Origin of the sequence: Pseudomonas rossensis, assembly GCF_039888995.1 — a bacterium.
Classification (GTDB): domain Bacteria; phylum Pseudomonadota; class Gammaproteobacteria; order Pseudomonadales; family Pseudomonadaceae; genus Aquipseudomonas; species Aquipseudomonas rossensis.
In genome coordinates, this window is record NZ_JBBWCB010000092.1 from 1 (window position 1) to 22,539 (window position 22,539).

Consider the following 22,539-nt stretch of genomic DNA (forward strand, 5'->3'; position numbering starts at 1 on the left):
TCGTAGGCCATCGGCACCGCCAGAAACACCGCAGTCAAACCGGCAGCGGCCGCGAACAGGTGCACGAAAAACCCCGCGACCACACCGAGCAACGAGGTCACACCGGCCTTGCGCCCCTGGCAGATCGAACGAGAGATCAGGTAGATCATGTTCGGCCCCGGCGTCAGCACCATCAGCAATGCGGCAGCGGCGAAAATCAGCAAGTCTTGAAGCGGGATCATGGGCAGTCCTTTGTCCGGGAATAATCAGGCAGTTTCGGTGAGCGAGGCTCGATAAAACGGCAGGATCAGGTCCCGTGTCAATGGCGCCAGCGTGACATTGCCGTCTGTGGCCGGGTCGATCCAGCACACTTCTTCAATCTCCGCCGCAGGCGATACGTCTGAATCGATGCTCAGCTGAAAGAGTTCAGCCTGGACGGTAAAACCCGGCTCATTGGCGGCCGGTGCCGAGAATTGCCCGAGATAAGTGGCGTGTGCCGGATCGATGACCAGGCCCAATTCTTCTTCCAGTTCACGGGCCAGCGCGTGGACCGGTTGCTCATGGGCTTCGATCTTGCCCCCCGGCTGCATGAACGCTTCGGTGCCGCGCTTGCGGACCAACAGCGTGCGACCGTCCGGGCCGATCAACAGTGCGGCGGCGATATGGATGAGGCGGGGCGAAGCAGCGGATGACAGCGTCATGGATCAGGATCGTCCTTGGGAAAAGGCGCAAGGATCACATGGCCGCTGCTGCCTCGTCACGCCGAAAACATCTTCAAAGCACCACTGGCCCCTGTGGGAGCGAGCTTGCTCGCGATAGCGGTGTGTCAGTCAATATAGATGTTGAATGTTGAACCGCTATCGCGAGCAAGCTCGCTCCCACAAGGGACCAGTGCAGCGACTGAAAACTCTAACCCGCCTCGAGAATCGCGCCGTTCACTTCTTCCGGCACCTTCACGAAAATGCTGTATTTCGCGCCTTCCATGGCTTCGAAGGCGATCAACTTCTCCACCAGCGGCCCGTTCAACACCTTGCCGGCATTGAGCAGCAGCATGCCGTTGTCGGCATTGAGGTTGCGCGCCAGGATCATGCCCGCCGTCACTTCCCGTGTGCTCAGCACCTTGACCGACGGATCGGCCAACGAGACATCGCTCAGGTACGCGGCACAGACCTGGATGAAATCCTCCACCATCTCGGGGTCGTAGAGTCGTCCGGCATAGCTGCGGATGTAGACCAGCGCTTCATCGCTGTTCATCTGCCGCTCGAGGATCAGCCCGCGCTGCAACTCGATGAAATCCACCGCCAGCTTCAATAGCCGCGAACCGAACGGAATCGCCTCGCCCTTCAGCCGGTCGGGGAAGCCGCTGCCGTCCCAGCGCTCCTGATGGTGAAGAATCAGACGGGCGGCGTCCTTCATCGGATCGAGCGTCATCAACAGCGATTCGCTCTGCTTGGGATAACCGCGATAGCGCTCCTGATCGCTGTGATGCAGCAGGTCCGCGGGCGCGGTGATCATGCTGTCGGTCCAGCTCAGCTTGCCGATGTTGTAGAGCGCCGCGGCCATGGCCAAGTCGCGGCTCGTGCCCTCATCCAGTTCGTGGAGTCTGCAATACACCCGCACCAGTTCGATGATCTGGCGGTTGGTCTGTTTGGCCGGTGGCAGGCGCAAGTTGGCCAGCAGCGAGAACACCTCGGTGCCGGTGACATAGCTGTGCTTGAGTTCTTCGTAGGCCAGGTCGAGCATGTCGGCGGTCTGCTGGAGTTCGGCAGTGCGGGCGGCGACGTGTTTTTCCAGGGTGATGTTGAGCGACTTCAACTGGTCGTTCTGCAGCCGGGTCAACTGCTCCAGGCGCTGGCGTTCGCGCTCGGAATGTTGATGAGCCAGGGCCTGGCGCAAGGTCAGGAGCATTTCCTCGTCGTTCCAGGGTTTGCTGATGTAGCGGTGAATCTTCCCTTCGTTGATCGCTTTGATGATCGTTGGCATGTCCGCGTAGCCGGTGAGCAGAATCCGGGTTGTCGTCGGGTAAAGCTGATGGATGCGGGCCAGCAACGTGGCGCCGTCCATATTGGGCATGCGTGCGTCGGTCATCACCAGGTCAATGGAGTGTTGCTCCATGATCTCCAGCGCCTGGGCACCGCTGGTGGCCAGCAGCAACTCGTAGGGCTGGCCGCGTAACAGTCGACGCAGGCTGTTGAGGATTGACTCCTCGTCATCGACCAGCAGCACCTTGGGTTTATCGTACAAAATCGTGGGGAGTTGCTCTTCCATGGCGTCACCTCAAGTGAAACGGGCACATCGTTGTGGCAGGTCCCGAGGCAAACATCCCCTATTGCCGGAGCCTGAGCTACAGGCTAGATGATTTTTCAGCCCGCCAACGGAAATGATTCAGCTCATTGAGTTGCGCGAAGTGCTGGACAGGCGACTATGCTCAGCTGACTCGGATCCATAATCTGTACGTTCGGCCAGGTGATCAGGGAAAGGAAGCCCCTCTATGAGTACACCGCATCAAACTGCTGCCGGTACTGGCGTATGTCGATAAATACGCTGCTGGCGCGGACCAACCGACGGATTCTTATCGTCGACGACACAGTCTCGATTCATGCGGACTTCGCCAAGATCCTCAGTCCGCCATCGATCGATGACGACAGCCTGATCAGCGCCGAGAATGCCCTGTTCGGCACTCCTGCGGCGCTGTCACTGCAAAGCTTCGTGCTCGACTCGGCGTTCCAGGGCCTCGAAGCCCTGGACAAGGTCGAGACGGCGCTGGCCAACGACATGCCCTATGCGATGGCCTTCATCGACATGCGCATGCCGCCAGGCTGGGACGGGCTGGAAACCATCGAACGGCTGTGGCAGGTCGATCCCAAACTGCAAGTGGCGCTCTGCACCGCTTATTCCGACTATTCCTGGGAAGACATCGACGAACGCCTGGAACTGGGCGATCGCCTGCTGATTCTCAAAAAGCCCTTCGATGCCATCGAAATCCGCCAGATGGCCAGCGCACTGACCGCCAAGTGGCAAATGACCGAAGACGCGGCACTGAAAATGTCGTTGCTGGAACAAGCGGTCGAGGAGCGCACCCGGGAGCTGTCCGATGCCAACATCATTGTGCAGAACAGCCCGACCATTCTGTATCGGCTACGGGGCGAGCCGTCGTTTCCGCTGATGTACATCTCGCACAACATCACCAAGTACGGTCACATCGCAGCGAACCTCGTGGCCTCGGCCAACTGGGCCCAGGAACTGATCCATCCCGATGATCAAACGAAGGTCGACACCGCCATGGCCCGGGTGCTGGACCGTCATGCGGCGGGCGCTTCCATCGAATTCCGGATGCGCACTGGCGAAGGAGCCTGGCGCTGGGTCGAAAACCGCTACATCCCGGTGCGCGACGATGAAGGCCGTTTGCTGGAAGTCGAAGGCATCATCATCGACATCACTGAACGCAAACTGGCCGAAGAGAAAATCGCCCTGCTGGCCCGCACCGACGGGCTGACCGGGCTGGCCAACCGTGCGACGCTGATCGAGCGGTTGCACCAGGCATTCGCCTCTGCGCGTCGGGGGGCAGCACCGTTCGCCATGTTTTACCTGGACCTGGATCACTTCAAACGCATCAACGACACCCTCGGCCATCCAGTGGGCGACCTGTTGCTGCAAGAGGTTTCCCGCCGGATCAAGGCCTGTGTGCGCGAAAACGATGTGGTTGCCCGCCTCGGCGGTGACGAGTTCGCGATCTTGCAGCTGGACGTCGGCGACCCGACCCAATCCGCGGCCCTGGCCGCCAAGGTCCGCGATACGCTGGTATTGCCCTACTCCCTGGACGGCAATGATGTACGGGTCTCGGTCAGTATCGGCATCAGCAGTTACAGCCCGGCCATCACCAGCGCCGACGGCCTGCTGACCCAGGCCGACATGGCGCTGTATCGCTCCAAGGAAAAGGGCCGCAACCAGTACCACTTCCACTCCGAGGAGATCAATCAGGAGGTGGTCGAACGCATGACTATCGCCAGCGACTTGAGAGCGGCCATCGAGCACGATGAACTCGAACTGCATTACTGGCCGGAAGTGGACCTGAGCAGCGGCAAAATCCTCGGCATGGAAGCTCAGGTCAGCTGGAACCACCCTGAGCGCGGTTTACTGGAAGCGCCGGCGTTCCTGCCCGCCGCGGAAAAGACCGGCACCATCGTCGCGCTCGGTCACTGGGTGCTGGATCGCGCCTGCCAGCAAATGCGTCAATGGCGCGATGAAGGCATGGCGCCGCCGGTGATTGCGATCAAGCTGTCCCTGGCCCAACTCAAGAGTGGCCCCGAACTGATCTACGACGTGCTGCGCACCACCGCACGCTGGGAACTCTGCCCCTGGGACCTGCGCTTCGACGTCACGGAAGCGACGCTGGCCCAGACCAAATGGACCCACAACGATGTGCTGCCGCGCCTGCGTGAGCTGGGGGTGAAGATCGCCATCGACGACTTCGGCACCGAGTATTCCTCGTTCGACTACCTCAAGACCTACCAGGTCAATCACCTGAAACTCGCTCAGGCCTTCATCGACACCGCCGCCCGCGATCCGGTCAGCGCGAACACCCTGCGCGCCATCATCAACTTCGCCCGTGAAGTCGGGATCGGCATCATTGCCGAGGGCGTTGAAACCCAGGAGCAGCGCAGCTCGCTGATGGCCACCGGTTCACCGATGAACGCTCAGGGTTACTTCTTCAGCAAAGCGGTCAGCAGCCAGCAGGCCGCCGAGCTGCTGAAGGCCGGCAGCATCGTGCCCCCGAACCACGACATCGGGCAGATTCTGGACAACCCGCCACGCTCCACGGAGGACAAAGGATGAAAACGCCTTTCGTGCGGACTAACCGGCGCATCTTGATCATCGACGACACGCCCTCGATTCATGAGGATTTTCGCAAGATCCTCGGCCCTGAATTTGAATGTGAACAGACCCTGGCCGGCGCTGAAGAAGCCCTGTTCGGCACCGTGCAGCTTGACCGGCTGACATTCCAGCTCGACTCGGCCTATCAGGGTCAGGAAGCCCTCGAACTGGTCACGCGCGCACTGGCCGAAGGTCGCCCCTATGCCATGGCGTTCACCGACATGCGCATGCCACCGGGCTGGGACGGCCTGGCAACCATCGAACAACTGTGGAAGGCCGACCCTCACCTGCAAATCGCATTGTGCACGGCCTATTCCGATTACACCTGGGAAGACATGGCCGAACGGCTGGAGTTCGGCGACCAGTTGCTGGTGCTGAAAAAACCCTTCGACAGCCTGGAAATCCGCCAGATGGCCAGTGCCCTGACCTGGAAATGGCAGATGGCGCAGGACGCGGCGATGAAGGTCCTGAGCCTGGAGCAAACCATCGAGGCGCGGGTCCACGAATTGCTCAAGGTGTCGCACCTGTTGCAGTACGACGTACTGACCGAGCTGCCCAACAGCACGTTGCTCGGTGACCGGCTGAACCAGTCCCTGGCCCTGTCCCGTCGCCATGACAAACAACTGGCCGTGATGTTTCTGGGCCTCGATCGCTTCAAGCGCATCAACAACGCCCTGGGTCATCCGGCCGGTGACGAAATGCTCAAGCAAGTCGGCCGCAATCTGGTGGCGACGGTACGCGAGTCCGACTCGGTGTTTCGCTACGGTTCCGATGAATTCGTGGTGATCCTAGCCGATGTCCGCCACCCCCAGCAAACCAAGGGCATCGCTGAAAAACTCTTGAACGCCATCCGCGCACCCCAGCACATTGCCGGCCACGACCTGAGCGTGACCGCCAGCCTGGGCATCAGCATTTACCCGGACGACGGTTTCGATGCCATCTCGTTGATCAAGAAAGCCGAAACCGCGATGCGCAACGTCAAGGAAAGCGGCCCGAACGATTTCAGCTTTTTTATCGACGACATGAACCAACGCGCCCGGGATCAGCAAAGCATCGAGAGCGGCATTCGCCTGGCGCTGGAACGCAACGAATTTGTCCTGCATTACCAACCCAAACTGGACCTGGGCAGCGGCCAAGTGGTCGGTGCCGAGGCGCTGATCCGCTGGCAAAAACCGGGGCACGGTCTGGTCTACCCGTCCAAATTTATCGGTGTAGCCGAAGACAGCGGTTTGATCGTGCCGTTAAGCAAATGGGTGCTCGCCGAGGCTTGCCGACAAACCTGCGCCTGGCAGGCCGCAGGGCTGCCGAAAATCTGTATGTCGGTGAATATCTCGGCCATCGACTTCCGTCAGCGGGACTTTGTCGACGGCATCGAACAGACACTCAAACAAACAGGTCTGGAACCGGCCTTGCTGGAGCTTGAAATCACCGAAGGCATATTGATGCAGAACGTCGAAACCACGGTGACCGCGCTGACCCGGCTCAAGGCCATGGGCGTGCGACTGGCCATCGATGACTTCGGTACCGGTTATTCCAGCCTGAGTTACTTGCAGCGTTTTCCCATCGATGTGCTGAAAATCGATCAGTCATTCATTCGCGGCTTAAGCAGCGACAGCAACGACGCTGCCCTCGTCAGCGCCATCATCAGCCTGGGCCGGAGCCTCAAGCTGACCATCATTGCCGAAGGGGTGGAAACCCTCGAACAACTGGATTTCCTCAAGGCCCATCAATGCGAGGAAGGCCAGGGTTTCTACTTCAGCAAAGCCGTGGAGCCGGACGCCTTCGTCCGGTATCTGGGGTCGGTGAAGCCCTCTTCATCCGCAGCCACGTGAACGATGCGCAACGACACACAGGCCCCAAGCCAAGGAATCATCAGATGTCGCCTTCCTTTCACCGTCTGCTATTGGTGCCGTTGTTCGGGCTCTGCCTGAGCGCCGGTGCCGCGCCGCTGGATGAACCGCTCAAACCGCTGTCGGCGGTGCCCCAGCAGAATCCGTTGCGGGTCGAACTCGGTCGCCAGTTGTTCAACGAGACACGCTTGTCGGTCAACAACTCACTGTCCTGCGCCAGTTGCCATCGACTGGAAAGCGGCGGTGCCGACAACAAGGCATTTTCCATCGGGTTCAACGGCGTTCCAGTGACGGTCAACACGCCCAGCGTGTTCAACTCCAGCCTGAATTTCCGGCAGTTCTGGAACGGCCGCGCCGACACGCTGGAAACCCAAATCCACGAAGTAGTGCAAAGCCCCAGCGAAATGGGCAGCAACTGGGTACACGTGGTGGAAGTGCTGTCCGCTGACCCGGCTTATAAGACCTCGTTCAGTAACGCCTACCCCGACGGCGTGACCATGAACAATGCGCAAAATGCCCTGGCCACCTACGAACGCACGCTGATCAGTGCCAACTCGCGTTTCGACCAATACCTGATGGGCGATACCGACATTCTCAGCAGAGAGGAAAAGTACGGTTACCAACGTTTTAAAGACTACGGCTGTATCGCCTGCCACCAAGGGGTGAACATCGGCGGCAACATGTTCCAGAAATTCGGGGTCATGGGCGACTACTTCAAGATTCGGGGCAACCCCACCGAAGCCGACCTGGGACGCTATCTGGTCACCAAAGACGAAGAGGACCGCAACGTGTTCAAGGTCCCGAGCCTGCGCAACGTCGCCGTGACAGCACCGTACTTTCACGACGGCTCGGCCAAGACTCTCGAAGACGCGGTGGACGTGATGTTCAAGTTCCAGCTCGGGCGTGTTCCTTCCACCGAGGACAAAACCCTGATCATTAAATTCCTCAATACCCTGACCGGTGAATGGGGAGGCAAGCCCTTATGAAAACATCTAACCGCCGCAACCTGGCGTTGCTCAGCGTCGTGGCAGTGATGCTGGCTTCGTTGCTGCTGTTCCTGTACCTGAAATCCAACTCGAACCAGACGACAACCTACGCCGAATCCCGGGACTTGATCGGCCGGATCAAACAACTGAATGCGCAATGGGAAACCGAGATCCTCAAGGCCAGGGTCGCCATCAGTCACAACTACGATCCGTTGGTCGCACCGCTGACCGAGATGACGAACCTGTGGGAGCGGTTCGAAACGATGGAGTCGACCCACGGCCGCACCGAATCGCCTAGCTGGCGCACCAGCCATGATGCGTACCTGACCGCCATCCAGGAAAAGACCCGGCTGGTGGAGCAGTTCAAGTCGCACAACGCCGTGCTGCGCAACTCGCTGGCGTTCCTGCCCACCGCCGAGGACGACATTCATGAACAGCTGGCCCGGTTGGTGGATGAGGACCAACTGCAACTTCATAACATTGCCACCGACACTTATGACTTGCTGCTCAGCAGCCTGGAGTTCGCTCAGGTCACCTCCGACGACAAGGCCGCCGACATCCTGCTCGGGCTGAACAAACTGGGGGTGAACAAGCTGCGACTGCCGGAGCCGTTCCACAGCCCGATCGATATTCTGAGCAACCACATCGCGCTGATCCTGCGCGAACAACCCGTGGTCAATCGGTTGCTGGAAAACATCGAAGACGTTCCCGTGGCCGAACGCCTGGACGATATTACCAACCTGCTCAACACCGATCAGCAGCGGACCGATGTGATCGACCAGCGCTATCACTTCTACATGCTGTTGTTTTCGGTGCTGTTGGTGTTGCTGCTGATGTACCTGGCGATTCACCTGATGCGCAGTTTCACGGTGATCAATCGCGTCAACAAAGCCCTGCAAACCGCCAACGACGACCTGGAACTGCGGGTTGAAGAGCGCACCCGCGAACTCAAGGATACCCAGAGCGAACTGCTCGCCACCGCGCGCCAGGCCGGCATGGCCGAGATCGCCACCAATGTGCTGCACAACGTCGGCAACGTGCTCAACAGCGTGAACATTTCGGCCGACCTGGTGACCCGAAAACTGCGCGCCAGCAAAGCGCAGGGCCTGGGCAAGGCCATGCAATTGATCAACGAACATTCAGACGACCTTGGCACTTTTCTGACCGAGGACGCAAAAGGCAAGTTGCTACCGGGTTACCTGAATCAACTGGTGGACGCGATAGCCCTGGAACAACAAGGTATGGCCGACGAACTGGCCCAGCTGACCAAAAGCGTGGACCACATCAAGGACATCGTCGCCACCCAGCAATCCTACGCGGGCGCCAACAGCCTGATGGAACCGCTGCACATCAGCGAATTGCTGGAAGACGCCCTGCGCATGAACTCTGGCGCCCTGACCCGACACCACGTCACGGTGGTCAAGGAGTACAGCGATGTGCCGCAAGTCATGGGTGACAAGCACCGGTTGCTGCTGATCCTGATCAACCTGATCAGCAACGCCAAATACGCCATGTCCGACCTCAGCAACCGCCCGCGGCAAATGACCCTGGGGGTCAAAATCGTCGAAGACAAGACCCTGCAAGTCAGCGTCAAGGACGACGGCGAAGGCATCGCCGAGGAAAACATGACGCGCATCTTTGCCCACGGGTTTACTACCCGCAAGGAAGGCCATGGCTTCGGCCTGCACAGCTGCGCCCTGGCCGCCATTGAGATGAATGGCCACCTCACCGCCCATAGTGACGGGCCAGGCAAAGGGGCGATGTTCACGTTGCAGATCCCGCTGAAAACCGTAGCGGAGGAAGCATGAGCGAGCTTTCGAACCGACGCATTCTGCTGATCGATGACACCCCGTCCATTCACGTGGATTTCCGCAAGATTCTCACACCCATGCCGGAGCAGACCGTCGAACTGGACGAGATGGAGGCTGCGCTGTTTGGCAGCGAAGTTAAACCAACCAGTGCACTGTTCGAGCTGGACTCGGCCTATGGCGGCCAGGAAGGCCTGGGCAAACTGAACGAAGCCTTGCAGCAAAACCGCCCCTACGCCCTGGCCTTCGTCGACATGCGCATGCCCGAGGGCTGGGACGGTGCGCAGACCATCGAACATTTGTGGCAGGCCGACCCGCGCCTGCAAGTGGTGGTGTGCACCGCCTATTCCGACTATTCCTGGGATGAACTGCTCGATCGATTGAAGGCCCATGACCGGCTGCTGATTCTGAAAAAGCCGTTCGACAACATTGAAGTCCAGCAGATGGCCAACACCCTGCTGACTAAATGGGACATGACCGAACGGGCCAGCGTGCAGATGGACCATTTAGGGCAAATGGTCGAACGCCGAACCCGGCAGTTCACAGAGGCCAGCGTTGAGTTGCAGCGGGAAATCGACGAGCGCAAACAGCTTGAAACCCAATTGGTGCAATCGGAAAAACTCGCTTCATTGGGCCAATTGGCGGCCGGCGTCGCTCATGAAATCAACAACCCCATCGGCTTCATCTCTTCCAACCTCGGCACCCTGGATGGCTACTTCAAACAGCTGCAGGAAATGCTCGACGCCTATCGGGATGCGGAAGAGGCGATCGGCTCCAGCGAGCTCGTCGAGCGTTTGAACCAACTGCGCGAACGGGTCGAGCTGGAGTTCCTGCGCGAGGACATTCCGCTGCTGATCAAGGAATCCAAGGACGGCATCAACCGGGTCGGGCAGATCGTCAAGGACCTGAAGGACTTCTCCCGGGTGGACTCCAATCAGGAATGGCAGTGGGCCAATCTGCAACAGGGCATCGAATCGACCTTGAACATTGTCGCCAACGAACTCAAGTACAAGGCCGATGTGTTCAAGGAATATCAGGACCTGCCCGACATCGAATGCCTGCCTTCGCAAATCAATCAGGTGATCATGAACCTGATCGTCAACGCCTCTCAGGCCATCGGCCCGGAGCGCGGCACCATCACCTTGCGCACCGGGCTTGAAGCGGAAACGGTGTGGATCGAGGTCGCAGACACCGGCGTCGGTATTGCGCCGGACTGCCTGCAAAAAATCTTCGACCCGTTCTTCACCACCAAACCGGTGGGCCAGGGGACAGGGCTGGGGTTGTCCCTGTCCTATGGCATCGTGAAAAAACATCGGGGGGATATTACGGTGCGCAGTGAAGTTGGCGTGGGAACCACGTTTCGAGTCCAGTTGCCAATTCACCAATCAAAGCTGGCAAGCTGAACGCCAATCAAATGTGGGAGCGAGCTTGCTCGCGATGGCGGTGTGTCAGTCAACATGCATAGCGACTGACACGCCCCTATCGTCGGAACGCCGCCCGGAGCAAGCTCGCTCCCACAGGTTCTTTAGCAGTCAGGCAATTATGTGGCTTCCTGGAAATCCATCTCCGGTGGCTGGCGACGGAAGCCGCCGGTCAGCACCGCCAGGTACACCACGCCAATGGCCAGCCAGCTCAGGCCCAGATAGATCGCCAGGTGATCGAGGCTGACCATCAGCCACAAATCCGCCGCCAGACCGATAAACGGGAACAGCAGGAACAACACGAATTCACGCAGCCCTTTGTTCTCACCGCCAATCCAGTAGTGAAAGATCACCGACAGGTTCACCAGACTGAACGCCAGGAACGCGCCGAAGTTGATGAACGAGGTCGAGGTGGTGACGTCCAGTTTCAGTGCCAGCAAAGCGACCACGGCGCACAGCAGGATGCTGTTGACCGGCGTGCCAAAGCGTTCATGCAAAGTGCCGAAGAACGACTTTGGCAGCACACCGTCACGGCCCATGGCGAACAACAGCCGCGAGCCGCTGGCCTGCGCCGACAGGCCCGACGCAAACTGGCCGACGATCAGGCCGATCAGGAAGATCGACACGAACACATCACCACCGATGTTGCGGGCAATTTCATAGGCCGCCGAGTCGACGCTGTCGAACTGGAACGACGGATGCGCGATCTGCACAAAATACGACACACCGACAAAGATCAGTCCGCCGATCAGGGTGATCAGCATGATCGCTCGCGGGATGGTGCGGCGCGGGTCGCGGGTTTCTTCGGTCAGGGTGCTGACCGCGTCAAACCCGAGGAATGAATAACAGGCGATGGCTGCACCGCTCATGATCAGCGGCATCTGCATGTCACCGTTGAAGAACGGTTTGACCGACCACAACGGCGTGCTCGCGTCGCCACCGACGTAGTGCACGCACAGCGCAACGAAGGCGATCAGCACCAGGAACTGCACCAGCATCAGTAACGCGTTGATGCCGTTGGCCAGTTTCAGACCGACGATGTTGATCGCACTGGTGATGCCGATGAACACCAGCACCCAGATCCACTGCGGTACGGCCGGGAAGGCGGAGTTGAGGTAGGCCGAGCCGATCAGCCAGATCGCCATCGGCAGGAACAGGTAGTCGAGCAGCACGGCCCAACCGGCGATGAAACCGAGTTTCGGGCTGATCGCCTTGCGGACATAGCTGTAGGCCGAGCCCGCGACGGGAAACGCCGAGGCCATTCGGCCGTAACTCATGGCGGTGAAAAACATCGCCACCAGCGCGGCCAGATAAGCAGCCGGGACCATGCCGGCGGTTGATTGAGCGAGGATGCCAAAGGTGCCGAGCACAATGATCGGCGTCATGTAGGCGATGCCGAACAGCACCACCGAACCCAATGACAGGGTGCGTTGCAAACGAGCCATGAGCGACTACTCCGAATTATTAGATTTATGGCAGAGCCGAGTTCGGCGCTAAATTTCGGGTGTTTCGTTGTTGTTCTGGTTTTTTGGCCGACAGAGATGTGTTGCCTGTCAGGGCCTCTTCGCGGGCAAGCCCGCTCCCACAGGTGTATCTGTCGTGCGCAAATTCTGTGTTCACTGAACATCCCTGTGGGAGCGGGCTTGCTCGCGAAGAGGCCCGCCCTGACAACACAGGATCCGGATCAGCTCTGAGGAATCATCAGCTCCCGCAATCCACAAGCATGCTCAACCCTCTCCCCCGGCAACCGCAGCCGCTGATCATCCAGATACCGATAATCCTGCCGCGCCGCCGTCAGCTGATTCAGGTCCAGTTCAACCGCAAACTGTCCTTCCTCGCGCCCGGCCTCAAACAACAAAGTCCCCAGCGGATCCACCAGCGCACTGCCGCCCGCGAACACCAACCCGCCATCGCCCTCTTCCACCCGGTTGACCATCAGCGCAAACGCCTGGTTTTCCTGGGCGCGGGCCATGATCGCGGTGCGGTGCGTCGGGCCGTACGGGTCCATGTTGCCGTTGGTGACGATCAGCAGTTCGGCACCTAATTGCGCCAGGGCCCGGGCGGTTTCCGGGAATTCGATGTCGTAGCAAATCAGCAGGCCGACCCGCACACCGTTCCACTCACACGTGGCGTAACGGTCGCCGGCCTCGAACACCCCGCGATCCGACGCCCACAGGTGCGTCTTGCGATATTTCAGCGCGATACCTTCGGGGGTGATCAGCAGCGTGGTGTTGTAGAAGCGGCCGTTGTCGTTCTCGGCCATGCCGATCACCACGGCGATGTTGTGTTCACGGGCAGCAGCCAGCACTGCACTGACGGTCGGACCGTCCAGCGGTTCGGCGGTTTCAGCCAACGCCTCGAGGGACGGGAAGCCCATCAGGTGGGTTTCGGGAAACACGATCAGCTGCGTATCGGCAGCACAGGCAGCCATCGCCTTCAGAGCGCGTTCGAGGTTGTAAGCCGTGTCGTTGTCACGGCCCGCCAACTGGGCGAGTTCGACTTTCATGGGTATTCCTTGTTCTTAACCAGGCTGGCAGAAAGATTGCCCGGTCGGTGTCTGTGCGCCAGTATGCGCAGCAAGCCACCGGACGGGGAATCACGCCGCTGGGGTAACCCGATAGGGGTAGAGGCATGACACTCTCGTTAGACGACATCGCTTGGCACCGCTCGGTCGGGCAACTGATCGACGCCCTGGACAAGCCCAATTTCTGGACGCAGCTGGTACGGTTGCTGGATCAGTACGTGACCTTCGACAGCTGGGTGGCGCTGCTTTTCAGCGCCGATCAGCACCCGCAAGTGTTCGCCGAATGCCCGGGCGCGGACGGCAGTCCCGATCAATTGTTCCAGGACTATCTGCGCGGCTTGTATCTGCTCGATCCGTTCTACATCGCCTGTCGCGAGCAGTCGCGCACCGGGCTCTATCGCCTGTCGGAAGTGGCGCCGGAGCATTTCGAGCTGACCGAGTATTACCAGCGCTACTTTCGTCTGAATGTGGTGGCCGATGAAATCCAGTTCAATTGCCAGCTCGAAGGCGACCGCACGCTGTGCCTGTCACTGGGCAGCAAGCAACGTTTCAGCGGCCAGCAGATTGCCTTGCTGTCGCTGATCCAGCCCTGGGTGCTCGGCCTGTTGCGCCAGCGCCTGCCCTACGAAATCAACGAAGTCGTGGCCCTCGCACCAGCACCACCGCAAGTTGACTGGCGCGTGCAGCTGGAGGCGTCGGTGCAGCAACTCAAAGGCGCGCAATTGACCGCCCGGGAGCTGGATGTCGGGCGCTTGATGCTCAGCGGCTGCTCCAGTAAAGAAATCGCCCGCAAGCTGGAAATCTCTGTCGAAACCGTGAAAGTCCATAAGAAACACATGTACAGCAAACTGGGGATCAAATCCCAGTCCGAGCTGTTTTCGATTTTTCTCCAGGCACAAAATGCCTGACACACCGCTGAGGCGCTTTTATGTGGGAGCGAGCTTGCTCGCGATAGCGGTTTCATATTCAACATGGATGTTGACTGACCCGGCGCCATCGCGAGCAAGCTCGCTCCCACAGGGATCTTTGTATCCATGCACCCTGCTGTGTTGAACACAATTGAGTCCGAACCCAAGGAAACCGTATGAGCCTGTCACTCCTGAGCCGCTACGCCTTCTTTGCTGTCTGTGTGATATTCACCCTCGCCAGCCTGCCCTTTTTGCAACACGACTGGCTCTGGCCAATCACCGTCGTCACCGGCATTCTCAGCCTCGTGGGCCTGTTCGATCTGCTGCAAAGCCCTCACGCCGTGCGCCGTAATTACCCGATCCTCGGCAACATCCGCTATCTGGTAGAGGGCATTCGCCCGGAAATCCGCCAGTACCTGCTCGAGTCCGACAGCGACGCGCTGCCCTTCTCCCGGGCTCAGCGTTCGCTGGTCTATTCACGCGCCAAGAACGAAAGCGCCGACAAACCCTTCGGCACGTTGATCGATGTGTATCAGTCGGGTTTCGAATTCATCGGCCACTCCATGCGCCCGGCGCCGTTGAGCGACCCGAGCAGTTTCCGGGTGATGGTCGGCGGCCCGCAATGCGCGCAGCCGTACTCGGCGTCGGTGTTCAACATCTCGGCCATGAGTTTCGGCTCCCTCAGCGCCAACGCCATTCGCGCGTTGAACCAGGGGGCGAAACTCGGCAACTTCGCCCATGACACCGGCGAAGGCAGCATCAGCGCCTATCACCGGGAAAACGGCGGCGACCTGACCTGGGAACTCGGCAGCGGCTACTTTGGCTGTCGCACCGCTGATGGGCGCTTCGACCCTGAACGCTTCGCGGCACAAGCGCAGACGCCCCAAGTGCGGATGATCGAAATCAAGATGAGCCAAGGCGCCAAGCCCGGTCATGGCGGGATTCTGCCCAAGCACAAAGTCACCAAGGAAATCGCCGAAACCCGCGGCATCCTGATGGGCGAAGATTGCATCTCGCCGTCGCGGCACAGCGCGTTTTCCACGCCGATTGAACTGATGCACTTCATCCAGCAGCTGCGCGAACTGTCCGGCGGCAAACCGGTGGGCTTCAAGTTCTGCCTGGGCCATCCGTGGGAATTCATGGGCATCGCCAAGGCCATGCTGGAAACCGGCATCCTCCCCGACTTCATCGTGGTCGATGGCAAGGAAGGCGGCACCGGCGCCGCGCCCGTGGAATTCACCGACCACATTGGTGTGCCGATGCGCGAAGGCCTGCTGTTCGTGCACAACACGCTGGTCGGCCTGAACCTGCGAGACAAAATCAAACTCGGCGCCAGCGGCAAGATTGTCAGCGCCTTCGACATTGCCAGCGTCCTGGCCATCGGCGCCGACTGGGCCAACGCGGCACGCGGCTTCATGTTCGCCATCGGTTGCATCCAGTCGCAAAGCTGCCACACCAACAAATGCCCGACCGGTGTCGCCACCCAGGACACCCTGCGCCAACGCGCACTGGTGGTTCCGGACAAGGCCCAACGCGTCTTCAACTTCCACCGCAACACGCTCAAGGCCCTGGCCGAAATGCTCGCCGCTGCCGGCCTCGACCACCCTTCGCAGCTATCGGCCAAACACCTGGTACGGCGCATGTCGGCAACCGAGATCAAATTGTTTTCGCAACTGCATGTGTTCTTGAAGCCTGGGGAGTTGCTGACCGGTGAAGTGAATGGCGAGTTTTACTCGCGGATGTGGCAGATGGCGCGGGCGGACAGTTTTGAGCCGAACGAGGTCGTAGCGGCCTGAACCCGACGGCCCCTGTCATCGCGCTTCACCACTGAAGCGCCTTAATCGGCGAGGGCTCTTTCATGACAATAAAACCGTAATCGCCGAGCAGATAAATCCGGTAGTACTGGCTTTCCAGCACTGGTGGATAACCCCGATAACCCACCCGGGTCGCGTTACGTCGCTCCTTCTCCGCAACCACGTTGGTGATGCCCACATTCGGCAGATTCTCGGCCAGCATGAAGAAGTCGATGTTCAGCAGATAGTGCAACACCGGCATCTGCTTGAACGAGCCCGCCGCCCCCAGCAGCCAGTGATCGGAATAGGTCACTGACATGTAAATGCGCTTGGCTTCGAGCAGCTGTCGATTCGACGCGATGTCGTGTTCAAGACTCAATAGCGCGCTGGACGCGAAGGCTTTCTGCACGGTCAGCACGCGCCCATAGGCATACGAAATCGAAAGCATCGCCAGCAGTGGAACCACCAACAACAGCGGCAACCGCTGGTGGATTCGTGCCAGCGCCAGATGGCTCAAATAGAACAACAGCACCAACAGGACCGCGAAGCCCATCAGGGTCCTGGCGCCTTCATTGAAGTCCCGGAACAACAGCGCGACACCCGACACCAGCAGCGTCACGACCGGCAATGTCAGTAAACACACCAAGCCGATCAGGGTTTTCTTCAGCCCTGTGTCCTGACGTTCCAACACATTCAGCCCCAGCCGGACACTGCCGGCAATGGCACACAGCAGCAGTGCGGCGAACACCCAGGCAAATCCGCCGTGAAACAGCAGCACGACTTTTTCCAGCACTCGGGCGATGTTGATTTGAAGTTGCAGCAGGGGCTGCGCCGCCCAGTTCAACAACAAGGTGCGATTTCCATTCATGAACGGATAAGCACTGACGCTGTAAATCAACCAGCCCAGGATGGCCTGCGATATTTTCCAGCCGATCAACTCGCACCACTGCAGCCAGGCCAGCTTGTCATTCGCGCTCCTGAGCAGTTCCAGGCAACACAGGCCCAGAAACACATTGAGGCTCACCTGATAGAGCCCCAATGCCAGCGCAATCAGGAACGAGGGCACCAGCCAATGAACAATGCGCGAGGGATGACGAAAGGTGATTGCATAGATGACCGCCACCACACTCAACGCCATGGCGGGGCCGTCGTATTGATAGGACAGGTTTTGCAGAAAGAACGGGTTGTACCAGAGCGGCAACGGCACCAGGCAGCTGGCAATTGTCGGTTGCGGGTAGTAATGAAACGTCAAGCTCGTCAACGCCGAGGCCATGGCCAGCGTGGCGATCAACAGCGGCAACGGAAAGATGTTTGGCGCGGCATTGCTGAAGGTGAGCAGGTTGTAGAACAGCTCGGTGAATAACCGCCCCTGCCCCGCCCAGGCCGTACCGGCCGACAGGGATCGCCAGTTGTCATCGATATACGGGTAGTCCGCGAGGATGAGCGGCACGACATACACAAAGGTTGCCAACAGAAAAAACAACCAGACCTGCCGACGCCCGAGTTCCTTGCTGAAAAAGTCGCTGAACCTGCCCATGCTAAAACCCGAGCCGGTCTTTGCCGCCGACGATGTCTTTCACTACATAGCGCGGCCGATGTTTGGCTTCGATGTAGATGCGGCCGACGTACTCACCGAGGATGCCGATGCCGATCAGCTGTACTCCGCCGAGAAACAGAACCGCGGTCATCAACGACGGGTACCCGGGGACGCTGTTGCCGAAGAAAATCTTGTCCAGCACCATGTACACCGCGTAGAGCACCGCGAAGATCGAAATACCGCCACCGACGTAAGTCCATAAGCGCAACGGCACCGTGCTGAACGAGGTCACGCCTTCCAGCGCCAGGTTCCAGAGTTTCCAGCCATTGAACTTGCTGGTGCCCGCCACTCGCTCGGCTCGCTCGTATTCCACCACCACGGTGTTGAACCCGGCCCATGACAGCACACCCTTCATGAACAACTGATGCTCCGGAAGTGCACGAATCACGTTAACCACCTTGCGATCCATCAGCCGAAAGTCCCCGACATTTTCTTCGATGCGGGTGTAAGCGATACGGTTCAGCACACGGTAGAACAGCGACGCGCTGTGGCGTTTCAGGTAACTTTCGGCGGTGCGATCCCGACGTTTGGCGAGCACCACATCCGCGCCTTTTTGCCATTGGTCGATCAACCGCGGGATGACGCTGATCGGGTCCTGCAAATCGACATCCATGGGAATCACCGCATCGCCGGTGGCATATTCCAGGCCGGCGAACAACGCCGGTTCCTTGCCGAAATTGCGCGAGAAGTTGATCAGCAATACCTGTTCATCGGCCTGCGCCAGGGCCTTGACCTCTTCAGCCGTCCGGTCGGAACTGCCATCGTTGATGAACACGATTTCGACCTCAGCCTGGTCAAGCCTCAACTCGCGACGCACGGCCTGATAAAACAGGCTGATCGCCTGTTCTTCATTGAATACCGGAACGATCAACGAGACTTTCATGCGTTACGCTCGCGAAAGACCACGTACTTTGAAACCAGAAAGCCCAGCACCAGGCTCAACGCCGAAAACAGGGCCACCGTCAGCAGACCGTGAAGTCTCCACACGTCACCTGCATGGCCGACACCCAGACTCAGCGCCCCCATGGCTCCCAAGAATAGAAGATAACCGCCGACCGACGCCTTGGCATCGAAGGTATACAGCGCGTTCATGTAGAAGGAAAACGAGGCGGCAATGCAGAAGGCTGCCAGGTTGCTGACAGCCTGACTGAAGCCGGCCCCCACGCTCAGCAGGAAAAAGATTTGCCAGTGAATCAGCGTGTTGGCGACCCCGACCACCGTGTAGCTGGAAAATCCTTTCCACAAGAGCCTCATGGTGACTCTCCTGTTTCACTTCATAAAGCTTTGAACCTGTCTACTGTCAGAAATCACAGGTCTGATGGCCTTTCAGACCAGCGGTCAGGGCTTGCCTCAACGCCGGGAGACATCCCGTAATATCCCGGTTTTGCAATTGCCGGCGAATCACGCCAACCTGCGCGCCGCCGATGTGCGGCCCTTTGGCGTTTTCGGCTACTCCTTATTTCAACACCCGTTCACGAGCCCGCCGTCATGACGTTTGAGCGCGATCACCGAATCGACTTTTTTCGCGGCCTGGCACTGATCTTCATTTTTTGGGATCACGTGCCTCACAACCCCCTAGGCCAAATCACCCTGCGCAATGTCGGTTTCAGCGATGCCGCAGAAATATTCGTGTTTCTCGCCGGCTACGCGGCCGTTCTGGCCTACGGCAAAATCCTTGCACGCGATGGTTACCTGATCGCCTGCGTGAAGATTCTGCGGCGCGCCTGGGTGCTCTACGTGGTCCATATTTTCCTGCTGGCCATGCTGATGGGCATCGTGTTCTTCGCCAACAGTCATGTGGAGACCCGCGATCTGGTGGAGGAAATGGGCCTGCAGCACTTCATCACCAACCCCCAGCAAGCGTTGACGGATGAGTTACTGCTGCGCTTCAAGCCGAACCTGATGGACCCGCTGCCGTTGTACATCGTGCTGCTGGCGGGATTGCCACTGGTCCTGCCGTTGCTGGTGCGCAAGCCGTGGGCGGTCGTAGCGGTGGCATTGGCGGTCTACCTGCTGGCACCGAAGTTTGGCTGGAACCTTGCGGCAATCAAGGACGGTGTGTGGTACTTCAACCCCGTCACCTGGCAACTGCTGTTTATCCTCGGTGGCTTTGCGGCGATTCACGGGCTGCGGCCACGGTTGCCCGACACTCGCCCGCTGTTGCGCCAGCCCTTGTTTGTCAGCGCGGCGGTGTACGTGGTGGTGACCGGCGTGATTACTGTCTCCTGGCGCTGGCCGGAAATACACGATGCCGTGATGCCAGCCAGCCTGAGCAACCTGCTGTACCCGATCAGCAAGACCGATCTGTCGCCGGTCCGTCTGCTGCACTTCCTGGCGCTGGCCTACGTCACCGCCAGGCTCTTGCCCGGCAACGGCTGGACGCAAAACTGGCTGGCGCAGCAATGCTGCCGCATGGGGCGCTACTCACTGGAAGTTTTCTGCCTCGGCGTGCTGTTGGCGCCTTTGGCGGACATGCTCAACGCCCTGGCCGACGATGCGTTTGCCATGCAGGTTTTCACCGCGTTGGTGGGTGCCGGGGTGATGGCGTTGCTGGGGGCGTGGCTGGATTTCAACAAGCGGTTGAATCGGCAAATGTCGGTGGCGGCCGCTTAAGATCAAAAGATCGCAGCCTCGTTTCACTCGACAGCTCCTACGGACGATCGGCAAACACATTTCCCTGTAGGAGCTGTCGAGTGAAACGAGGCTGCGATCTTTTGATCCTCCAAACGCAAAAGCCCCGATCATCACGACCGGGGCTTTTTCATTTCAGGCGTTACGTCTTACGAAGCCGAACGCACCGCCCCCTGCGACACATTGGTCGGTTGCAGCTTGAACACGTAGAACAACACCGTCAGCAGGACCAGGAACGCCGGGCCCACATAGAGCGCCACGCGAGTGTCCGGGAAGTACGCCATCAGGCCGACCACCAGCACCAAAAACGCCAGCGCCAGATACGAGCTGACCGGGTACAACCACATCTTGTATTTCAGGCCGGCACGTTCGCTGGCGCTCAGGCCTTTGCGGAACTTGAGCTGGGCCAGCAGGATCATCACCCAGGTCCAGATCGCGCCGAAGGTGGCAATCGCCGTCACCCAGACAAATACTTTCTCAGGCACCAGGTAGTTGAGCAGCACGCCCAGCAACAAGGCACCGATCGACAGCAGCAAGGCGCGACGCGGCACGCCGTTGTTCGAGGTCTTGGCGAAGCCGGCCGGGGCCTGACCGTTCTGCGCCAGGCTGTAGAGCATGCGCCCGGTGCTGAAGATGCCACCGTTGCAGGACGACAGTGCCGCGGTGATCACCACGAAGTTGATGATGCCGGCGGCGGTCTTGATGCCCAGACGCTCGAAGGTCATCACGAACGGGCTGCCCTGAGTGCCGATTTCGTTCCACGGGTAGATCGACAGGATCACGAACAGCGCGCCGACGTAGAACAGCAGAATCCGCCAGAACACCGAGCCGATCGCATTGGGAATTGTCTTCTGCGGGTTCTTCGCTTCACCGGCGGTCAGGCCGATCATCTCGACGCCGAGGTAGGCGAACATCACCATTTGCAGCGACATCAACACGCCTTGCACGCCGTTGGGCATGAAGCCGCCGTGCGCCCAGAGATTGGAAATCCCCAGCGCCACGCCGTCGTTGCCGAAGCCGAACGCGATCACGCCGATACCACCGACCACCATCGCAATGATGGTGACGATCTTGATCAGGGCGAACCAGAACTCGAACTCACCGAAGGCTTTCACCGCGATCAGGTTGATCGAGCCCATGCTGATCAACGCGGCGAGTGCCCAGATCCAGCGCGGCACATCGGGGAACCAGACGCCCATGTACACCGCCACCGCGGTGATTTCCGCAACGCAGGTCACCAGCCACAGGAACCAGTAGTTCCAGCCGGTCAGGAAGCCCGCCAAGGGGCCGAGGTAGTCTTGAGCATACCGACTGAAAGAGCCGGCGACCGGGTTGTGCACCGCCATTTCGCCGAGGGCGCGCATGATCACCAGGATCGCCAGACCGCCGATGATGTAAGAAAGCATGATTGCCGGGCCAGCCATCTCGATGGCCTTGGCCGAACCGAGGAACAGACCGACGCCGATACAGGCACCGAGCGCCATCAAGCGAATATGCCGTTCGCCGAGTTCGCGTTTGAGCGGGCCGCCTTGAGCGGTCTCGCCATTGGGCAGGTGATTGCCTGGCATAGGGGTACAACCTCGTCTTGTTATTGGATATGACCACCGAGTGTCGAAGCGCTGACCGGTAAGCCAATGCTTTTTTGAAACCGGGCCTGCTTCGTGGGCAAACCCGTCTTGCAGGACAAAACCTGCAAGATCAGCGGGGCGTGCAGTATAAAAAGCTTCCTACAGGGTTTTTCACTCTATAAACCACAACATTCAGCGAGAAGTCTCGGGAAAAGCCGGGTTTACGGAGGGGCATTACCTGCCTTACGCAGGATTATTCGCCAATGAAACGGCGCGGAGTATTGCACGGTAATGGTGCATCGTCATGCCCCTGCTAAGTTAGAGTTTTTCGCTTCGACGGCTCTAATACAAGCCTATCAGGCAATAGACACCGCTTCCCCCTGTAGCAGCTGGCGAAGCCTGCGTTCGGCTGCGCAGCAGTCGTAAACCCGACACCGCGGTATATCAGGCTAACCGAGTTGGTCGCATTGCCGACTGCTGCGCAGCCGAACGCAGGCTTCGCCAGCTGCTATGTATGGACTCGCCCCCACTGTCTACCCGCTTTTGAAAAACCGCCGCCCCGTTGCATCTATGTATCAGGCCTATTCGAGGAAGCCGTC

General features: G+C 59.3%; 17 protein-coding genes and 1 pseudogene. 9 read left to right on the forward strand and 9 right to left on the reverse strand.

All coding sequences use genetic code 11. From position 1 onward, the window contains the following. The 3 genes from WLY71_RS21400 to nosR all read right to left on the reverse strand — a co-directional run. On the reverse strand, positions 1-221 hold a 221-nt coding region (locus tag WLY71_RS21400), incomplete at its 3' end, for a LysE family translocator (protein WP_347805120.1). A 24-nt stretch (positions 222-245) separates the two neighbouring features. Further along, positions 246-680, reverse strand: coding sequence for an NUDIX hydrolase (locus tag WLY71_RS21405; RefSeq protein ID WP_347805121.1), 435 nt, complete (start codon positions 678-680; stop codon positions 246-248). Positions 681-888: 208 nt separating this feature from the next. After that, positions 889-2,247: a response regulator c-di-GMP phosphodiesterase, NosR family gene (gene nosR / locus WLY71_RS21410; RefSeq protein ID WP_347805122.1), complete on the reverse strand. Its 1,359-nt coding sequence runs from the start codon at positions 2,245-2,247 to the stop codon at positions 889-891. Positions 2,248-2,508: 261 nt separating this feature from the next. On the opposite strand from nosR, the gene WLY71_RS21415 reads away from it, so the two are divergent. The 6 genes and pseudogenes from WLY71_RS21415 (at position 2,509) to WLY71_RS31435 (ending at position 10,901) form a co-directional block, all read left to right on the forward strand. Continuing rightward, the gene (locus WLY71_RS21415; protein ID WP_347805123.1) at positions 2,509-4,815 is read left to right on the forward strand and encodes an EAL domain-containing protein; all 2,307 of its coding nucleotides are present in this window, start codon (positions 2,509-2,511) and stop codon (positions 4,813-4,815) included. Then, positions 4,812-6,686 (forward strand): putative bifunctional diguanylate cyclase/phosphodiesterase, encoded by a 1,875-nt coding sequence (locus tag WLY71_RS21420; RefSeq protein ID WP_347805124.1) that lies wholly within the window; start codon positions 4,812-4,814, stop codon positions 6,684-6,686. The genes WLY71_RS21415 and WLY71_RS21420 overlap by 4 nt, the downstream gene beginning before the upstream one ends. A gap of 44 nt (positions 6,687-6,730) precedes the next feature. Beyond that, on the forward strand, positions 6,731-7,690 hold the full coding sequence (locus WLY71_RS21425; protein ID WP_347805125.1) for a cytochrome-c peroxidase: 960 nt from the start codon (positions 6,731-6,733) through the stop codon (positions 7,688-7,690). Then, complete coding sequence (locus WLY71_RS21430; RefSeq protein ID WP_347805126.1) at positions 7,687-9,498, forward strand: DAHL domain-containing protein; 1,812 nt, start codon at positions 7,687-7,689, stop codon at positions 9,496-9,498. The genes WLY71_RS21425 and WLY71_RS21430 overlap by 4 nt, the downstream gene beginning before the upstream one ends. Positions 9,499-10,088: 590 nt before the next feature. Continuing rightward, positions 10,089-10,175, forward strand: a pseudogene (locus WLY71_RS31430) (hypothetical protein); the annotation flags it as partial. Positions 10,176-10,232: 57 nt separating this feature from the next. Further along, positions 10,233-10,901, forward strand: coding sequence for an ATP-binding protein (locus WLY71_RS31435; RefSeq protein ID WP_425589947.1), 669 nt, complete (start codon positions 10,233-10,235; stop codon positions 10,899-10,901). 137 nt (positions 10,902-11,038) lie between these two features. On the opposite strand, the gene WLY71_RS21440 is transcribed toward WLY71_RS31435, so the two are convergent. Both WLY71_RS21440 and WLY71_RS21445 read right to left on the reverse strand, forming a co-directional pair. Beyond that, positions 11,039-12,364 (reverse strand): APC family permease, encoded by a 1,326-nt coding sequence (locus WLY71_RS21440; protein ID WP_347805128.1) that lies wholly within the window; start codon positions 12,362-12,364, stop codon positions 11,039-11,041. A gap of 239 nt (positions 12,365-12,603) precedes the next feature. After that, entirely contained in the window at positions 12,604-13,425 is an 822-nt protein-coding gene (locus tag WLY71_RS21445; RefSeq protein ID WP_347805129.1) for a carbon-nitrogen hydrolase family protein, read from the reverse strand. A gap of 125 nt (positions 13,426-13,550) precedes the next feature. Between WLY71_RS21445 and WLY71_RS21450 the strand changes: the two genes are divergently transcribed. Together WLY71_RS21450 and WLY71_RS21455 are read left to right on the forward strand one after the other, a co-directional pair. Beyond that, positions 13,551-14,351, forward strand: coding sequence for a helix-turn-helix transcriptional regulator (locus tag WLY71_RS21450; RefSeq protein WP_008147857.1), 801 nt, complete (start codon positions 13,551-13,553; stop codon positions 14,349-14,351). A gap of 176 nt (positions 14,352-14,527) precedes the next feature. Further along, the gene (locus WLY71_RS21455; RefSeq protein ID WP_347805130.1) at positions 14,528-16,147 is read left to right on the forward strand and encodes an FMN-binding glutamate synthase family protein; all 1,620 of its coding nucleotides are present in this window, start codon (positions 14,528-14,530) and stop codon (positions 16,145-16,147) included. Between the two features lie 25 nt (positions 16,148-16,172). Here WLY71_RS21455 and WLY71_RS21460 read toward each other — a convergent pair whose 3' ends face one another. From WLY71_RS21460 to WLY71_RS21470, 3 genes are read right to left on the reverse strand one after another with little or no spacing between them, the layout of a single operon-like run. Further along, the gene (locus WLY71_RS21460; RefSeq protein WP_347805131.1) at positions 16,173-17,681 is read right to left on the reverse strand and encodes a glucosyltransferase domain-containing protein; all 1,509 of its coding nucleotides are present in this window, start codon (positions 17,679-17,681) and stop codon (positions 16,173-16,175) included. A gap of 1 nt (position 17,682) precedes the next feature. Further along, the gene (locus tag WLY71_RS21465) at positions 17,683-18,624 is read right to left on the reverse strand and encodes a glycosyltransferase family 2 protein (protein WP_347805132.1); all 942 of its coding nucleotides are present in this window, start codon (positions 18,622-18,624) and stop codon (positions 17,683-17,685) included. Then, on the reverse strand, positions 18,621-18,995 hold the full coding sequence (locus tag WLY71_RS21470; RefSeq protein WP_347805133.1) for a GtrA family protein: 375 nt from the start codon (positions 18,993-18,995) through the stop codon (positions 18,621-18,623). The genes WLY71_RS21465 and WLY71_RS21470 overlap by 4 nt, the downstream gene beginning before the upstream one ends. A gap of 234 nt (positions 18,996-19,229) precedes the next feature. Here WLY71_RS21470 and WLY71_RS21475 point away from each other — a divergent pair, with 234 nt between their 5' ends. Next, on the forward strand, positions 19,230-20,354 hold the full coding sequence (locus WLY71_RS21475) for an OpgC family protein (RefSeq protein WP_347805134.1): 1,125 nt from the start codon (positions 19,230-19,232) through the stop codon (positions 20,352-20,354). Positions 20,355-20,521: 167 nt separating this feature from the next. Here WLY71_RS21475 and WLY71_RS21480 read toward each other — a convergent pair whose 3' ends face one another. Continuing rightward, entirely contained in the window at positions 20,522-21,940 is a 1,419-nt protein-coding gene (locus tag WLY71_RS21480) for an amino acid permease (RefSeq protein WP_134417354.1), read from the reverse strand. Between the last annotated feature and the right edge of the window lie 599 nt (positions 21,941-22,539).

Bases quoted from the DNA above. Each gene is read 5' to 3' on its own strand.
- WLY71_RS21405 (WP_347805121.1), bottom strand. From the start codon at position 680: ATGACGCTGTCATCCGCTGCTTCGCCCCGCCTCATCCATATCGCCGCC.
- nosR (WP_347805122.1), bottom strand. From the start codon at position 2,247: ATGGAAGAGCAACTCCCCACGATTTTGTACGATAAACCCAAGGTGCTG.
- WLY71_RS21415 (WP_347805123.1), top strand. From the start codon at position 2,509: ATGTCGATAAATACGCTGCTGGCGCGGACCAACCGACGGATTCTTATC.
- WLY71_RS21420 (WP_347805124.1), top strand. From the start codon at position 4,812: ATGAAAACGCCTTTCGTGCGGACTAACCGGCGCATCTTGATCATCGAC.
- WLY71_RS21425 (WP_347805125.1), top strand. From the start codon at position 6,731: ATGTCGCCTTCCTTTCACCGTCTGCTATTGGTGCCGTTGTTCGGGCTC.
- WLY71_RS21430 (WP_347805126.1), top strand. From the start codon at position 7,687: ATGAAAACATCTAACCGCCGCAACCTGGCGTTGCTCAGCGTCGTGGCA.
- WLY71_RS31435 (WP_425589947.1), top strand. From the start codon at position 10,233: ATGCTCGACGCCTATCGGGATGCGGAAGAGGCGATCGGCTCCAGCGAG.
- WLY71_RS21440 (WP_347805128.1), bottom strand. From the start codon at position 12,364: ATGGCTCGTTTGCAACGCACCCTGTCATTGGGTTCGGTGGTGCTGTTC.
- WLY71_RS21445 (WP_347805129.1), bottom strand. From the start codon at position 13,425: ATGAAAGTCGAACTCGCCCAGTTGGCGGGCCGTGACAACGACACGGCT.
- WLY71_RS21450 (WP_008147857.1), top strand. From the start codon at position 13,551: ATGACACTCTCGTTAGACGACATCGCTTGGCACCGCTCGGTCGGGCAA.
- WLY71_RS21455 (WP_347805130.1), top strand. From the start codon at position 14,528: ATGAGCCTGTCACTCCTGAGCCGCTACGCCTTCTTTGCTGTCTGTGTG.
- WLY71_RS21460 (WP_347805131.1), bottom strand. From the start codon at position 17,681: ATGGGCAGGTTCAGCGACTTTTTCAGCAAGGAACTCGGGCGTCGGCAG.
- WLY71_RS21465 (WP_347805132.1), bottom strand. From the start codon at position 18,624: ATGAAAGTCTCGTTGATCGTTCCGGTATTCAATGAAGAACAGGCGATC.
- WLY71_RS21470 (WP_347805133.1), bottom strand. From the start codon at position 18,995: ATGAGGCTCTTGTGGAAAGGATTTTCCAGCTACACGGTGGTCGGGGTC.
- WLY71_RS21475 (WP_347805134.1), top strand. From the start codon at position 19,230: ATGACGTTTGAGCGCGATCACCGAATCGACTTTTTTCGCGGCCTGGCA.
- WLY71_RS21480 (WP_134417354.1), bottom strand. From the start codon at position 21,940: ATGCCAGGCAATCACCTGCCCAATGGCGAGACCGCTCAAGGCGGCCCG.